This window comes from Mycobacterium sp. IDUB_37 (assembly GCF_055419245.1).
Window position 1 is genome coordinate 58,838 of the sequence record NZ_JBVAXG010000004.1, and the last position, 14,383, is coordinate 73,220.

12 protein-coding genes and 1 tRNA gene are annotated in these 14,383 nt (G+C 65.3%); 8 read left to right on the top strand and 5 right to left on the bottom strand.

Annotation, left to right across the window (positions count from 1 at the left end):
• The first annotated feature begins 6 nt into the window (after window positions 1-6).
• Entirely contained in the window at window positions 7-1,191 is a 1,185-nt protein-coding gene (locus tag ACZY1I_RS14685) for a cation:proton antiporter (RefSeq protein WP_463755718.1), read from the top strand.
• A 43-nt stretch (window positions 1,192-1,234) separates the two neighbouring features.
• Here the strand turns inward: ACZY1I_RS14685 and ACZY1I_RS14690 are convergent.
• Both ACZY1I_RS14690 and orn read right to left on the bottom strand, forming a co-directional pair.
• A tRNA-His gene (locus ACZY1I_RS14690) sits at window positions 1,235-1,310 on the bottom strand.
• 49 nt (window positions 1,311-1,359) lie between these two features.
• A complete protein-coding gene (gene orn / locus ACZY1I_RS14695) occupies window positions 1,360-2,007 on the bottom strand; it encodes an oligoribonuclease (RefSeq protein WP_463755190.1) in 648 nt (215 codons plus the stop codon).
• A 111-nt stretch (window positions 2,008-2,118) separates the two neighbouring features.
• Here orn and ACZY1I_RS14700 point away from each other — a divergent pair, with 111 nt between their 5' ends.
• Window positions 2,119-3,678: a helicase HerA-like domain-containing protein gene (locus ACZY1I_RS14700; RefSeq protein WP_463755191.1), complete on the top strand. Its 1,560-nt coding sequence runs from the start codon at window positions 2,119-2,121 to the stop codon at window positions 3,676-3,678.
• Between the two features lie 3 nt (window positions 3,679-3,681).
• Here the strand turns inward: ACZY1I_RS14700 and cmrA are convergent, their stop codons facing one another.
• Window positions 3,682-4,488: a mycolate reductase gene (cmrA, locus tag ACZY1I_RS14705; RefSeq protein ID WP_463755192.1), complete on the bottom strand. Its 807-nt coding sequence runs from the start codon at window positions 4,486-4,488 to the stop codon at window positions 3,682-3,684.
• A gap of 151 nt (window positions 4,489-4,639) precedes the next feature.
• Between cmrA and ACZY1I_RS14710 the strand changes: the two genes are divergently transcribed.
• The gene (locus ACZY1I_RS14710; protein WP_463755719.1) at window positions 4,640-5,932 is read left to right on the top strand and encodes an MFS transporter; all 1,293 of its coding nucleotides are present in this window, start codon (window positions 4,640-4,642) and stop codon (window positions 5,930-5,932) included.
• Here the strand turns inward: ACZY1I_RS14710 and ACZY1I_RS14715 are convergent.
• Together ACZY1I_RS14715 and ACZY1I_RS14720 are read right to left on the bottom strand one after the other, a co-directional pair.
• Window positions 5,906-6,700: a hypothetical protein gene (locus ACZY1I_RS14715; protein ID WP_463755193.1), complete on the bottom strand. Its 795-nt coding sequence runs from the start codon at window positions 6,698-6,700 to the stop codon at window positions 5,906-5,908. The two genes, ACZY1I_RS14710 and ACZY1I_RS14715, sit on opposite strands and share 27 nt — an antisense overlap.
• A gap of 89 nt (window positions 6,701-6,789) precedes the next feature.
• The gene (locus tag ACZY1I_RS14720) at window positions 6,790-7,431 is read right to left on the bottom strand and encodes an SACE_7040 family transcriptional regulator (RefSeq protein ID WP_463755194.1); all 642 of its coding nucleotides are present in this window, start codon (window positions 7,429-7,431) and stop codon (window positions 6,790-6,792) included.
• Window positions 7,432-7,554: 123 nt separating this feature from the next.
• Between ACZY1I_RS14720 and ACZY1I_RS14725 the strand changes: the two genes are divergently transcribed.
• From ACZY1I_RS14725 to ACZY1I_RS14745, 5 genes are all read left to right on the top strand, one after another.
• Window positions 7,555-9,198 (top strand): AMP-binding protein, encoded by a 1,644-nt coding sequence (locus ACZY1I_RS14725; RefSeq protein WP_463755195.1) that lies wholly within the window; start codon window positions 7,555-7,557, stop codon window positions 9,196-9,198.
• 100 nt (window positions 9,199-9,298) lie between these two features.
• A complete protein-coding gene (locus tag ACZY1I_RS14730; RefSeq protein ID WP_463755196.1) occupies window positions 9,299-10,045 on the top strand; it encodes a CoA transferase subunit A in 747 nt (248 codons plus the stop codon).
• 85 nt (window positions 10,046-10,130) lie between these two features.
• Window positions 10,131-10,778 (top strand): CoA transferase subunit B, encoded by a 648-nt coding sequence (locus tag ACZY1I_RS14735; protein WP_463755197.1) that lies wholly within the window; start codon window positions 10,131-10,133, stop codon window positions 10,776-10,778.
• Window positions 10,775-12,355 (top strand): carboxyl transferase domain-containing protein, encoded by a 1,581-nt coding sequence (locus ACZY1I_RS14740; protein WP_463755198.1) that lies wholly within the window; start codon window positions 10,775-10,777, stop codon window positions 12,353-12,355. The genes ACZY1I_RS14735 and ACZY1I_RS14740 overlap by 4 nt, the downstream gene beginning before the upstream one ends.
• 5 nt (window positions 12,356-12,360) lie before the next feature.
• Window positions 12,361-14,382: an acetyl/propionyl/methylcrotonyl-CoA carboxylase subunit alpha gene (locus ACZY1I_RS14745; protein ID WP_463755199.1), complete on the top strand. Its 2,022-nt coding sequence runs from the start codon at window positions 12,361-12,363 to the stop codon at window positions 14,380-14,382.
• Window position 14,383: the final 1 nt, after the last annotated feature.

The following is a 14,383-nucleotide window of genomic DNA, read 5'->3' on the forward strand; positions in this document are numbered from 1 at the left end:
CCCGTGATGCAGGGGTTCGGCTTCGAAACACTGGCGTTGTTGACCGCCGTAGGTTTCGTCGGCCCAGCACTGGCGTCATTGCCGCGCTTGCGAATCCCGGTCATCATCGGCGAGCTGTTGGCCGGGCTTGTGGTCGGTGACACGGGTTTCCGGATCGTCGGTGTTGCCAATCCAGCGTGTCAGTTGTTCGCCAATATCGGCTTCGCACTGGTGATGTTTGTCGTCGGCACCCATGTCCCAGTTCGGGATCACGAGATGCGCTCGGCGGTGCCCATGGCGCTGGCGCGGGTCGCTCTGGTCGGTCTACTGGCCGCGGCTCTCGGCGTAGGGCTGGCCGCGGTGTTCGGCACCGGTCATGCGGCGCTCTACGCGGTATTGATGGCGTCTTCGTCGGCGGCGCTGGCATTGCCGGTGATCGATTCGCTGCGGTTGCAGGGACCGCCGGTGCTGTCGGTGACTGCGCAGATCGCTATTGCAGACGCCGCGTGTATTGTCTTGCTGCCGTTGGTAATTGACTTAGAACATGCGATAAGGGCGGCGCTGGGTGCGCTCTCGATTGCGGCCGGCGCGGCGGTGCTGTTCCTGCTGCTGCACCTGCTGGACCGCCCGGCCTGGCGTCGGCGCATGCACGACTACTCCAAGAAGCGTCGGTTCGCACTCGAGTTGCGGATCAGCTTGCTCGTGTTGTTCGCGCTGGCGGCGCTGGCCGTCAGCACCCACGCATCGATCATGCTGGCCGGTTTCGCGTTGGGCTTGGTGATTGCCTTCGTCGGCGAACCGCGGCGGCTGGCGCGCCAGCTTTTCGGCATCACCGAGGGATTCTTCGGTCCGTTGTTTTTCGTCTGGCTGGGAGCCTCGTTGCAGGTACGCGAGCTGGGGTCGCATCCGAAACTGATTCTGCTGGGTGTGGGCCTGGGGCTGGGGGCGGTGCTGGCGCACAGCGTGGGAAGGTTGCTCGGCCAGCCGCTGACGCTCGCGGTGCTGTCGGCGGCGCAGCTCGGGGTGCCCGTGGCGGCAGCCGCCATCGGCACCGAGAAGCACCTGCTCGTCGCCGGGGAGTCGGCAGCACTGATGTTCGGCGCCCTGCTGACAATTGCCTGCACTTCGATCGCGGGCGCGCTGGCGGCGCGTGGGCAGGACGCCGCTGGATCCGAAGAGCCTGACAAGCGCGCTGAGGCTGACCGGTCCTAACGGGCAAGAAAAAAGGTCAGAGGGCGAAAAGCCCTCTGACCTGTGGGGTGAGTGACGGGACTCGAACCCGCGACATTCAGGATCACAACCTGACGCTCTACCAACTGAACTACACCCACCACGGCCGCCTGCAGGTCCGGGACGGACTAACGAGCGGCGACGTCGATATTAACCGCTCGGACGCTCGCCGGCCGAATCGACTGCCTCAGCCGTGTCCGCGGCTTCTTGAATGCCGGCGACCACCGCGGCGATTTCGCTGGTAGAGGGCCCAGGCGGCGGCACAAAGGCCGTCCGGCGGTAATACTGCAGTTCCCGAATCGACTCGTGAATGTCGGCCAGTGCGCGGTGCGCCAACCCCTTGGGCGGCTGCCCGAAGTAGATCCGCGGGTACCACCGGCGACAGAGTTCCTTGATCGAACTGACGTCGATCATCCGATAGTGCAGGAACGAATCCAGCGCCGGCATGTCCCGGGCGATGAAGGACCGGTCGGTGGCAATCGAATTGCCTGCCAGCGGCGCCGTCTTAGCCTGTTTCACGAATTGACCGATGTAGTCGAGCACCATCGCCTCGGCGGTAGCCAGGTCGACCGTGGATGCCCTGACCTCGTTGGTCAGGCCCGAACGCGAATGCATATCGGCGACGATGTCGATCATCGACGTCAACGAGGCTTCCTCGGCGTGAATCACGATATCGATTCCGTCGCCCAGAATGTTGAGGTCGGCGTCGGTGACCAGGGCGGCGATTTCGATCAACTTGTCCGACCCCAGATCGAGCCCGGTCATCTCGCAGTCGATCCACACCAATTCGTCACGCACAGGCCTCACATTAAGCCCACATGCCGACTACGCGCGTTCTGCCCCTGCTCGGCGTCGGGAAGTAGGGTGATGTTTTGCCGTAGAGCGACGGGCTTGAAGAGGGGATTGAAGATGAGCACCGGAGCAGAGGAAGGGCCAGCAAAGAAGATCGCTGCGGGCTATGCCGTCGAAGGCCAGGCGCTCGAACTGGGCACCGTCGTCGTCGACGGCAAGGTGGACCCGACGGCCCAAATTCGTATTCCACTGGCCACCATCAACCGGCACGGCCTGGTGGCCGGCGCCACCGGCACCGGCAAGACCAAGACCTTGCAGTTGATCGCCGAGCAACTCAGCGCGGCCGGTGTGCCGGTCTTCATGGCTGATGTGAAGGGTGACCTGTCCGGTCTGTCCCGCCCGGGAGAGCAGAACGACAAGACCGCCGCGCGCGCCACGGACACCGGTGACAACTGGGCGGCGACGGGATTTCCGGTCGAGTTTCTCTCCCTGGGCACCGACGGCATCGGGGTGCCGGTGCGTGCCACCGTTGCCGGCTTCGGTCCGGTGCTCCTGTCGAAAGTGTTGGGGCTCAACGCTACTCAGGAGTCGACGCTCGGGCTGATCTTTCACTGGGCCGAGCAGAACGAGTGGCCGCTGGTCACCCTGGATCAGCTCCGCAACGTCATCAGCCACCTGACCAGCGACGAGGGCAAAGCGGACCTGAAATCCCTTGGCGGGGTGTCTAATACGACGGCGGGTGTCATCCTGCGGGCGCTGGTGAACCTCGAAGGCGAGGGCGGCAAGACGTTCTTCGGTGAGCCCAAGCTCGATTCACACGACCTGCTGTACACCGACGACCAAGGCCGGGGCACCATCTCGTTGCTCGAGTTCAGCGGTCAGTCGTTGCGCCCGGTCATCTTCTCGACCTTCCTGATGTGGTTGCTGGCTGATCTTTTTGTGCAACTGCCTGAAGTCGGTGACATCGACAAGCCCAAGCTGGTGTTCTTCTTCGACGAGGCGCACCTGCTTTTCGCCGACGCATCGAAAGCGTTTTTGGAGCAGGTCGAGCAGACCGTCAAGCTGATTCGTTCCAAGGGCGTCGGAGTCTTCTTCTGCACCCAGTTGCCGACGGATCTGCCCAACGACGTGCTCTCTCAGCTTGGTGCGCGAGTCCAGCACGCGTTGCGCGCTTTCACGCCCGATGACCAGAAGGCGCTGAGCAAGACGGTACGTACCTATCCGAAAACCGATGTCTACGACCTGGAGTCGGCGTTGACGTCGTTGGGGATCGGCGAGGCTGTCGTCACCGTGCTGTCCGAAAGAGGTGCGCCCACACCTGTTGCCTGGACGCGGATGCGGGTGCCACGGTCGTTGATGGGCGCCATTGGGACTGACGCGGTCCGCGAGGCGGCTCAAAAGAGTCGCCTGTACCCCACATACGGAACGACGCGCGAACAGCCTGCCGCGCCGCCGGCGCCCCGGCCTTCGGGTCAATCCGCTCCGCCCGCTCAGTCCGACGCCTATCCGCCGGTGCCAACGACCTACGAGATACCGCCCATGCCTGCGCCGGCTGAGCCGAAGGGGCCCGGCATGTGGGAGGACGTGCTGAAGAACCCGACGGTGAAAAGTGGCATCAACACGGCGATACGCGAGATCGTCCGCAACCTGATGGGCAGCAGTCGTCGCCGCAAGTAGGCCCTAACCGCCGCCGAGCTTCTTGTAGATGGCGCCCACGATCGGTGCGACGATGGCCCGTGGTCCGTACCCGGTGGCCGCCGACATCGCCTTGGACGTCAACCCGGGAACGACGCGCATCTTGTTGCGCTCCAAGGCATCCAGCGATACCTGCGCGGTGTGTTCGGTCGAGATCCACAGGAAATCGGGCACCAGCTTTTCCACGAGTGATCGTTCGTCACCCTCGGGCAGATCGGTGCGCACCGGGCCGGGGGCCAGCACCGTGACATGCACGCCGTGCTTGCGTACTTCCCCGCGCACCGATTCGCTGAAGGTGTTCGCGAACGCCTTGGTGGCGGCATAGGTGGCGTTGTAGGGAATCGGCGAATTCCCGGCTACCGAGCCAGAAATCAGGATGCCGCCGGCCTTGCGCGCGACCATGCCCGGCAGTACTGCCAACGTAAGGTCGTGCACGGCAATGGCATTCAGCTGTACCTGGGCCTTCTCGCCCGCCGGGTCCAGGTCGGCGACGGCGCCGAACGTCGCGGTGCCCGCGTTGGCGCACAGGATGGAGATGGGCCGCGCGGCCAGTTCGTCGCAGAGCTTGTCGCGGTCGGACGGGTCGGCGAGGTCGGCCGCTCGCACCTCGACCGCGACGCGGTACTTGTCCACCAACCGGGCGGCCAGGTCGGTGAGTTTGTCCTCGCGTCGTGCGGTGACGATCAGACTGTGGCCGCGCGCGGCGAGTTCGGTGGCCAGCGCCTCGCCGATGTTTTGCGAAGCCCCGGTGACAACGGCGCGCGCGTCAGGGCTGGGAGCGGGAATCGGCATGAGGACGATGGTAACGACCCCGGTCCCTATCGAAGTTATAGGCAGCGGGTGGTGACCAAATACCAATAGAGTGCCGGGCATGAGTGAGTCGGAGCGCGGTTCAGCCGGAGAGGGCCGCGACCCGAACAACGACGGCGCTACCGAATCCTTCATGCGACCGCGGGTACTCGCCTGGGCCATGTGGGACTGCGGTTCCACCGGCCTGGCCGCTATAGCCACGACCTTCGTGTTCTCCGTCTACCTGACCGACAGCGTCGGGGTGGGAACCCCGGGCGGCGCGACGCCCGAGAGTTGGCTGGGGCGGGCCGGGGCCACGGCAGGTGTGACCATCGCGTTCCTGGCGCCCATCGTCGGTGTCTGGGTGGAGTCGCCGCATCGCCGACGCGTGTCGCTGGGCGTGCTGACGGGCCTCGCGGTGGCGATGACCTGCGCGATGTTTCTGATTCGGGACGACTCCAAATACTTCTTCGCCGGGCTGGCCTTGCTGGCCACGACGGCGGCATGCAGCGACCTGGCGAGTGTTCCCTACAACGCGATGCTGCGCCAACTCTCGACGCCGGAAACGGCGGGTCGCATCTCCGGCTTCGGCTGGGCGGCGGGCTACGTGGGCAGTGTCCTGTTGCTGTTGTTGGTCTACTTCGGCTTCATGTCTGGAACCGGCGACACTCGCGGGCTGTTCCACCTGACGACCGACGACGGATTCAACGTCAGGGTGGCCGTATTGACGGCTGCGGCCTGGCTGGCGCTGCTGGCGCTGCCGCTGCTGCTGATTGCCCACCGGCTACCCGGAGCGCCAGAAGTCTCTCGACCACCCAGTGTGCTGGGCGCCTACCGCAAGCTGTGGACGGACATCAGCGGCGAGTGGCGCCGCGACCGCAACTTGGTCTATTTCCTGCTGGCCGCGGCGATCTTCCGCGACGGGCTGTCGGCAATATTCGCCTTCGGAGCGGTGCTGGGCGTCAACGTCTATGGCGTCGCCAAAGCCGACGTACTCATCTTCGGCGTCTGCGCAAGCCTGGTCGCCGCGGTGGGCGCGGTAGTGGGTGGCTTTGTCGACCATCGGATCGGATCCAAGCCGGTCATCGTCGTCTCGTTGATCGCCATCCTCGCGGCCGGGATGACGATGCTTGTGCTGTCGGGACCGCTCGCCTTCTGGATGTGCGGACTGTTGCTGTGCCTGTTCATCGGCCCGTCACAGTCGTCGGCGCGCGCGCTCTTGCTGCGGATGTCGCAGAACGGCAAGGAAGGGGTGGCGTTCGGCCTCTACACGATGACGGGCCGCGCGGTGGCGTTCATTGCGCCGTGGCTGTTTTCCGTCTTCGTGGACTGGTTCAACGCGGTCCGCGCCGGCCTGGGCGGCATCTGCGTCGTCCTTTTCGTCGGACTGCTGGCGATGCTGATGGTGCGGGTGCCGGAATCAGACCGGAGCGTCGCAGATAAGTAGTCCCTGACCGGTGCGCTGACGCACCTGGACTCCGGCCACTGACACCGAACACGTCACGTTGTGACCGATGTTGACAACCGTGACGCTCGCCGGCCGCTGAGCCGACGATGACAGGCTGACCTGCTTGCTCCACGGCAGCACCACGTTGAACTCGGTCTGGATCAGATCGCCGGAGTCCATGTACATGACGCTGATGGCGCGGCCTTCGCCGGTGACGCTGTAAACCACCGTCTGCAGTGCGCCCGGTGTGCCCGGAGTGGTGGGCTGGCCGGGAGGCACGGTGCTCGGTGGGGTCGTCGTGCGCGGTGGCCGGCGGGTGGTCGTCGGCGGCGGTGACGTTCTGGTCGTCGGAGGTGGGACGGTGATGCTGGGCTGGGGCATCGGCGGCAGCGGTTCGATCGCCGTCTGCTGTTCGGACGAGTTGTTGGTGATGACCAGCGCAATGGTCAACGCGATGACGAGCAGCACCGCCGCGCCGGCCACGATCCACAGCCAACGCGGCGATCGCGGTGGTGGGGAGCCTGCTGGCGGCTTGTCCGGCGGCGGCTGGTCCTTCTGCCAGTACTTGGGTGGCAGTTGCTGGGTCGGGTTGGGTTCGTAGCTGCCGGGCGCCCAGGGCGACCTGCCGCCGCCGTAGGTGGCGTACGGCGTCTCATCGGCATAGGCCGGGTAGTCGACGACTTCCGAATCTCGATAGTCGTTCGGCCACGCCGAAGCAGACCCCTGTTGCGGGGGACCGAATTGCTGGGTGCGAGGTGGATCGTTCATGTCCACTTCGCAGGGTACCGGGCAATACGGGGAACTGGTTTTGTGAGTGCGCTGGCCTGCCCGATCGGCACGGCCCAGAGCCTGCGCGGCTACTGGTCGCCGGCGGTCAGCGCGGCGATCGTCATCGCCTTCATGACGGCGCGCGACTGGACGGCACGCGACGGTTTGGTGTCGCTCGACTTCATGCTGTGCGGTGTGGAATTCAGCAGCCCGAACGCAGCGTGCGCCATCAATCGGGCGTCGGCCTCGGCCAGACCCGGGTGTAATTCACGCAACACGCCTACCCAGATCTCGACGTATTGCCGCTGAGCTTTGCGCACCTGTCGCTCCGCTGCCGCGGGTAGGTGCGCGAGGTCGCGGTCCTGAATCCGGATGAGGTCGGGTTCGCCGAGCGCGAAGTCGAGATGAAAGTCGATCAGCCCGTGCAGCGTCGCGGCGGCATCCGCACCGCGGTCTGTCACCGTCTTTGCCCCGGCGAGCAATCCGGCACTGATCCCGACCAGCAACTCCACCAGCAGCGACTCCTTGTTCGGGAAGTGCCGGTAGATCGCCGGACCGCTGACGCCGGCGGCGGCGCCGATGTCTTCCAGTCGTACGGCGAGGAATCCACGCTCGGCGAACAACCGCTCGGCGGCCGACAACAGCTGTTGGCGCCGATCGGATTTCAACTGGCTACGACGACTCGGCGTCTCAGTCTGGCCGGTTGGGCTGTCCGGGTCGGACGTTGCCATGACGGACTCCTGGACATGTCGGTTAATCGTCACTAACGTAGCATCCGAGTCGCGATCGCAAGCGCGGCCGGTGGGCCGGGTGCAGCGGGTCGCGCCCGCCGGCACGCACGGGCCGGAGGAACCGTGGCAACCACTCAAGCCGCAGGATGCGATCCGCTTTCCTATGAACGCGGCCCCGGCGCACCCCCTCTCCTCGAAACGACCATCGGTGCCAATCTTGCAAGCACCGCAAGCACATTCGGCCGTCGTGAAGCTCTCGTCGACGTAGCGGCCGGTCGGCGCTGGACCTACGCAGAATTCCTCGCGGACGTGCGCCAACTGGCGACAGGACTGCTGCGCGCGGGCATCGGCGCGGGCGACCGGGTCGGCATCTGGTCGCCCAACCGGTGGGAATGGGTCCTCGTGCAGTATGCGACCGCTGAGGTCGGCGCGATCCTGGTGACCATCAATCCGGCTTATCAGGTGCGTGAATTAGATTATGCCCTAACGCAATCCGGCGTTGCGATGATGATCGCGGCAGCGGGCTTCAAAGGTTCGGACTATGCGCTCATGCTGGCCGAGGTGTCATCGGCCTGTCCCGACCTTCGCGATGTGGTGATTATGGGCAGCGAGCGTTGGGCCGAATTGGCCGGCGCGGAAGCCGACCTCGGCGCGCTGGCTCAAATCGCTGCGACGTTGACGCCGGGCGACCCGATCAACATCCAATACACCTCGGGCACAACGGGATACCCGAAGGGCGTCACGCTCAGTCACCGCAACATCCTCAACAACGGTTACCTGGTCGGTGAGCTACTCGACTACACCGAGCACGATCGGATCTGTATCCCGGTGCCGTTCTATCACTGCTTCGGCATGGTGATGGGAAACCTGGCGGCCACCAGTCACGGTGGTTGCATGGTGATCCCGGCGCCGGGGTTCGATCCCGCCGCCACCTTGCGCGCGGTGCAGGACGAACGGTGCACCAGTCTCTACGGAGTGCCGACGATGTTCATCGCCGAACTGGCGCTGCCGGATTTCGCCGATTACCAATTGCACAGTCTGCGTGCCGGCATCATGGCCGGCTCGCCCTGCCCGGTCGAGGTGATGCGCAAGGTGATCGAGCGGATGAATATGCCCGGCGTTTCGATCTGTTACGGCATGACCGAGACTGCACCCGTCTCGACCCAGACTCGCAGCGACGATTCGCTGCAACGGCGGGTGAGCACGGTCGGACGGGTGGGTCCGCACTTGGAGATCAAAGTGGTGGACCCAACCACGGGTGCGACGGTGCCCCGCGACGTGGCGGGCGAGTTCTGCACGCGCGGCTATTCGGTCATGTCCGGCTATTGGAACGACCCGGCGAAGACCGCCGAGGTTGTCGATGCCGACGGTTGGATGCACACCGGAGACCTGGCGTCGATGGACGCCGACGGCTACGTGCAGATCACCGGTCGCATCAAGGACATCGTGGTCCGCGGCGGCGAGAACATCTCGCCGCGCGAGATAGAGGAGTTCCTCTACACCCATCCCGACATCGTCGACGGTCACGTGATCGGCGTCCCCGACGAGCGCTACGGCGAGGAACTGATGGCGGTGGTGAAACTGCGCGACGGGGCTGCGGCGCTGACGGCCGAACAGTTGCGGGAGTTCTGCGTCGGCAGCATCGCCAAGTTCAAGATCCCGCGATATCTGTGGATCGTCGACGAGTTCCCGATGACCGTCACAGGCAAGGTGCGCAAAGTCGAGATGCGTCAGAAGGCAATTGAGTTCCTCGGCGGCGCCGAGTAGGTGCAGGTGAGCAGCCACCCTCTCTGGACGCTCCGCGCGGGGAATGGTATTCTCGCATCTGAGTTAATGATTATTAACTGAAATCGGAGGCCCTGCGGCAATGGACAAGGTAGTGGCTACCGCTGCGGAGGCGGTCGCTGACGTCATCGACGGGTCGTCGCTGGCCGTCGGTGGATTTGGACTGTGCGGGATCCCGGAAGCGTTGATCGCCGCGCTGGTCGACAGCGGGGTGACTGACCTCGAGACGGTTTCCAACAATTGTGGTGTCGACGGCATCGGCCTGGGAGTGTTGTTGGCGAACAAGAGGATTCGCCGCACGGTGTCGTCCTACGTGGGCGAGAACAAGGAGTTCGCGCGCCAGTTCCTGTCCGGCGAACTCGAGGTCGAGCTGACGCCACAGGGCACCCTGGCCGAGCGTTTGCGCGCCGGCGGGCTCGGCATACCGGCCTTCTACACCCCGGCCGGTGTCGGCACCCAGATCGCCGACGGGGGACTGCCCTGGCGTTATGACGCGTCGGGTGAGGTCGCGATCGTGTCGCCGCCCAAGGAGACCCGCGAGTTCGACGGCGTCACCTATGTTCTGGAACGCGGTATCCGCACCGACTTCGCGCTGGTGCACGCCTGGAAGGGCGACCGGCACGGCAACCTGGTGTACCGCTACGCCGCCGGCAACTTCAACCCGGAGTGCGCGCCGGCCGGACGCATCACCATCGCGCAGGTCGAACACCTCGTCGAACCGGGCGAGATCGATCCCGCGACTGTCCACACACCGGGTGTGTTCGTGCAGCGCGTCGTGCATGTGCCTGATCCCGAGAAGCGGATTGAGAAAGAGACGGTGCGGTCGTGACCGCGGGCGCCGAGGGTGCGGCCAGCCGCACGTTGGAAGCCGAGTGTGCGGCCAGCCGCACACTCGAGGGGCGAAGGAGAGTCCGATGACCTGGACCAGGGACCAGATGGCCGCCCGGGTGGCCACCGAATTCGAGGACGGCCAGTACGTCAACCTCGGCATCGGCATACCCACCTTGATTCCCAACCACATTCCCGACGGCATCCACGTCGTCCTGCACTCGGAGAACGGCATCCTCGGCGTCGGGCCCTACCCCCGCAAAGAGGACGTGGACGCCGACCTGATCAACGCCGGCAAGGAGACCGTCACCACCCAACCGGGTGCCTCGTTCTTCGGCTCGTCGACCTCATTCGGCATCATCCGCGGCGGCCACCTCGACGTGGCAGTCCTTGGGGCGATGCAGGTTTCGGCTACCGGCGACCTGGCGAACTGGATGATCCCGGGCAAGATGGTCAAAGGTATGGGCGGCGCAATGGATTTGGTGCACGGCGCTCGCAAGGTGATCGTGGTGATGGAGCACGCAGCGAAAGACGGTAGTCCGAAGATCCTCGAGCGGTGCACGCTGCCGCTGACCGGCGTCGGGTGCGTCAACCGTATTGTCACCGAACTCGCGGTCATCGATGTCCGGGAGGACGGCCTGCACCTGATCGAGACGGCACCGGATGTATCGGTCGAAGAGGTCATCGCCAAAACGCAGCCACCGCTTATCGTTTCGGACCTGGCGACCAAGTGACTACCGCAAACGCACCGTCGTTCGCCGATGAACACCAGCGGCTGATCGCCGAACTCAACGACAAGTTGGCCGCCGCCGCACTCGGTGGGAATGAGCGATCGCGCGAGCGTCACGTCAGTCGCGGCAAGTTGTTGCCCCGCGAGCGGGTGGACCGCCTGCTCGATCCGGGCACGCCTTTCCTCGAGCTGGCCGCGTTGGCCGCCAACGGCATGTACGGCGATGAGTCTCCCGGCGCCGGCATCATCACCGGCATCGGTCGGGTGTCCGGGCGCGAATGCGTGATCGTGGCCAACGATGCCACGGTCAAGGGCGGCACCTACTACCCGATGACGGTGAAAAAGCATCTGCGCGCGCAAGAAGTTGCGTTGCAGAACCTGTTGCCATGCATCTATCTGGTCGACTCCGGTGGCGCGTTCCTGCCTCGTCAGGACGAGGTGTTTCCCGACCGCGAACACTTCGGGCGGATCTTCTTCAACCAGGCGACGATGAGCGCCAAGGGAATTCCGCAAGTGGCGGCGGTGCTGGGTTCGTGCACGGCCGGTGGTGCCTACGTGCCGGCGATGAGCGACGAAGCCGTCATCGTCCGTGAGCAGGGCACGATCTTCCTCGGTGGCCCACCCCTGGTCAAGGCGGCGACCGGAGAGATCGTCACCGCAGAGGAACTCGGCGGCGGCGACCTGCACTCCCGGGTATCGGGGGTCACTGACCATCTTGCCGACGACGATGAGGACGCGTTGCGCATCGTCCGCGCGATAGCGGCGACCTTCGGGTCCCGCGAACCCGCGCAGTGGGAAATCGTCCGAGCCGTCGAACCCAAGCATGCTCAGAGCGAGCTTTACGACGTGGTGCCTCCGGACCCGAGGGTGCCCTACGACGTCCACGAGGTCATCGTGCGATTGGTCGACGGCGGCGAATTCAGTGAGTTCAAGGCCAACTACGGCAAGACGCTGGTGACCGCCTTCGCTCGCATCCACGGTCACCCGGTCGGCATCATCGCCAACAACGGAGTGCTGTTCAGCGAATCCGCGGTCAAGGGAGCACATTTCATCGAGCTGTGCGACAAACGCAAGATCCCGCTGCTGTTCCTGCAGAACATCGCAGGCTTCATGGTCGGCCGCGACTACGAAGCGGGCGGCATCGCCAAGCACGGCGCCAAGATGGTGACCGCGGTGGCGTGCGCCCGGGTGCCGAAGTTGACCGTGGTGATCGGCGGATCCTATGGAGCGGGCAACTATTCGATGTGTGGACGGGCCTACTCGCCGCGATTTTTGTGGATGTGGCCGAACGCCCGCATCTCGGTGATGGGTGGCGAGCAGGCGGCGTCGGTGCTGGCCACGGTGCGCGGCGAGCAGTTGACCGCATCCGGCAAGCCCTGGTCCGCCGATGACGAAGAGGCGTTCAAAGCGCCCATCCGCGAACAGTACGAGGATCAGGGAAATCCGTACTATTCCACGGCCCGCCTCTGGGACGACGGAATCATCGACCCAGCAGATACCAGAACGGTTGTGGGGCTTGCTCTTTCGGTATGCGCCCACGCACCCCTGGAACCTGTCTCCTACGGCGTCTTCCGGATGTGAGTGTGATGTTTGACACCGTACTAGTGGCTAACCGCGGCGAGATCGCGGTGCGGGTGATCCGGACTCTGCGTCGACTGGGCATTCGCTCGGTCGCCGTCTACAGCGACGCGGACGCCGGCGCCCGGCATGTTCGCGAGGCCGACACCGCCGTTCGCCTTGGTCCGCCGCCGGCCCGGGAGAGTTACCTCGACATCGGGAAAGTCGTTGACGCCGCGGTATCCACCGGGGCGCAGGCGATCCACCCGGGCTACGGATTTCTTTCCGAGAACGCCGATTTCGCGGCGGCCTGCGAGCGGGCCGGAGTTGTATTCCTAGGTCCCCCCTCGCGCGCGATCGAGGTGATGGGCGACAAGATCGCCGCCAAGAACGCGGTTGTGGAATTCGACGTGCCCGTCGTGCCGGGCATTGCGCGGCCCGGGTTAACTGATGACGAACTGGTGGCGGCCGCCGACGAGGTGGGCTACCCGGTGCTGGTGAAGCCGTCGGCGGGCGGTGGCGGCAAGGGTATGCGTCTGGTGCAAGACCCGGCCCGATTGCGCGAAGCCCTGATCAGTGCCCGTCGGGAGGCGGCGTCCGCATTCGGCGACGACACGCTTTTCCTGGAGCGTTTTGTGTTGCGGCCCAGGCATATCGAGGTCCAGGTGCTCGCCGATACGCACGGCAACACCGTGCATCTCGGCGAACGCGAATGCAGTCTGCAGCGACGTCATCAGAAGGTCATCGAGGAAGCTCCCTCACCACTGCTGGATGCCGCGACGCGAGCGCGCATCGGCGCGGCGGCCTGTAACACCGCCCGCAGCGTCGACTACGTCGGCGCGGGCACGGTGGAGTTCATCGTCTCCGCCGACCGGCCTGACGAGTTCTTCTTCATGGAGATGAACACCCGACTGCAGGTGGAACATCCTGTCACCGAGGCGGTTACCGGCCTCGATCTCGTCGAGTGGCAGCTTCGCGTGGCCGCGGGGGAGAAGCTGGGATTCTCCCAGGACGACATCGAGCTCACCGGTCACGCCATCGAGGCCCGGGTGTACGCCGAAGATCCCGCCCGTGGATTTCTGCCGACCGGCGGCCGGGTGCTCGGATTGTCCGAGCCGTCCGGCGTCGGGGTACGGGTGGATTCGTCGCTGCTGGCGGGCACCATGGTCGGCAGTGACTACGACCCGATGCTGAGCAAGGTGATCGCCTACGGCGAGGATCGCGAACAGGCGCTGGCCAGGCTCGACAACGCGCTTGCCCAGACCGCCGTCCTGGGCGTGCAGACCAACATCGAATTCCTGCGGTTTCTGCTGGCCGATCAGCGGGTGCGCGCGGGTGACCTCGATACCGCGCTGCTCGACGAGCGGTTGGCAGATTTCGAGCCGCTGCCCGCCCCGGATGACGTGTTCGCCGCCGGCGGCCTGTACGTCCAGTGGACCTTGGCTTCTCGGGCCCGCCGCGCGGCCGCGGACCCGTGGGCGGCGCCGACCGGATGGCGGGTGGGTGGCGTCACCGCCCCGGTTCGCACCGCGATGCAAACCCCGCTGCGCGCCGAGACGGTCTCGGTGTGGGGTCTGCCCGACGCGGCGAAGGTTCAGCTCGGTGATGGTGAAATCCGCTCCGCGAGTGTGCAGCTCGGCAGTGGCCATCGAAGTGGCCACCTGAGCCTGACGTTGGACGGCGTGCGCCGCGAGTATCGGTGGGCTGAAGCCGACCGGCACCTGTGGGTCGCCGACGAGCGGGGCACCTGGCATATCCGCGAAGCGGAAGAACACAAGATTCACCGAGCGGCGGGGGAGCGGCCGGCCGAGGTCGTCAGCCCGATGCCCGGCAACGTCATCGCGGTGCAGGTCGAGTCCGGCACCCAGGTGGCCGAGGGCGACGTGGTGGTGATCGTCGAAGCGATGAAGATGGAACACTCACTGGCCGCACCGGTTTCGGGACAGGTGGAGGTGCTGGTGTCCGTCGGCGAGCAGGTGTCGGTCGATCAGGTGCTGGCCCGGCTCGTCCCGGAAGCTACCGAAGCCATAACAGCAGCAACAGAGAATTAAG

Coding starts and splice junctions, on each gene's coding strand:
- ACZY1I_RS14685 (WP_463755718.1), top strand. CDS start 7: ATGCAGGGGTTCGGCTTCGAAACACTGGCGTTGTTGACCGCCGTAGGT.
- ACZY1I_RS14700 (WP_463755191.1), top strand. CDS start 2,119: ATGAGCACCGGAGCAGAGGAAGGGCCAGCAAAGAAGATCGCTGCGGGC.
- cmrA (WP_463755192.1), bottom strand. CDS start 4,488: ATGCCGATTCCCGCTCCCAGCCCTGACGCGCGCGCCGTTGTCACCGGG.
- ACZY1I_RS14710 (WP_463755719.1), top strand. CDS start 4,640: ATGCGACCGCGGGTACTCGCCTGGGCCATGTGGGACTGCGGTTCCACC.
- ACZY1I_RS14715 (WP_463755193.1), bottom strand. CDS start 6,700: ATGAACGATCCACCTCGCACCCAGCAATTCGGTCCCCCGCAACAGGGG.
- ACZY1I_RS14720 (WP_463755194.1), bottom strand. CDS start 7,431: ATGGCAACGTCCGACCCGGACAGCCCAACCGGCCAGACTGAGACGCCG.
- ACZY1I_RS14730 (WP_463755196.1), top strand. CDS start 9,299: ATGGACAAGGTAGTGGCTACCGCTGCGGAGGCGGTCGCTGACGTCATC.
- ACZY1I_RS14735 (WP_463755197.1), top strand. CDS start 10,131: ATGACCTGGACCAGGGACCAGATGGCCGCCCGGGTGGCCACCGAATTC.
- ACZY1I_RS14745 (WP_463755199.1), top strand. CDS start 12,361: ATGTTTGACACCGTACTAGTGGCTAACCGCGGCGAGATCGCGGTGCGG.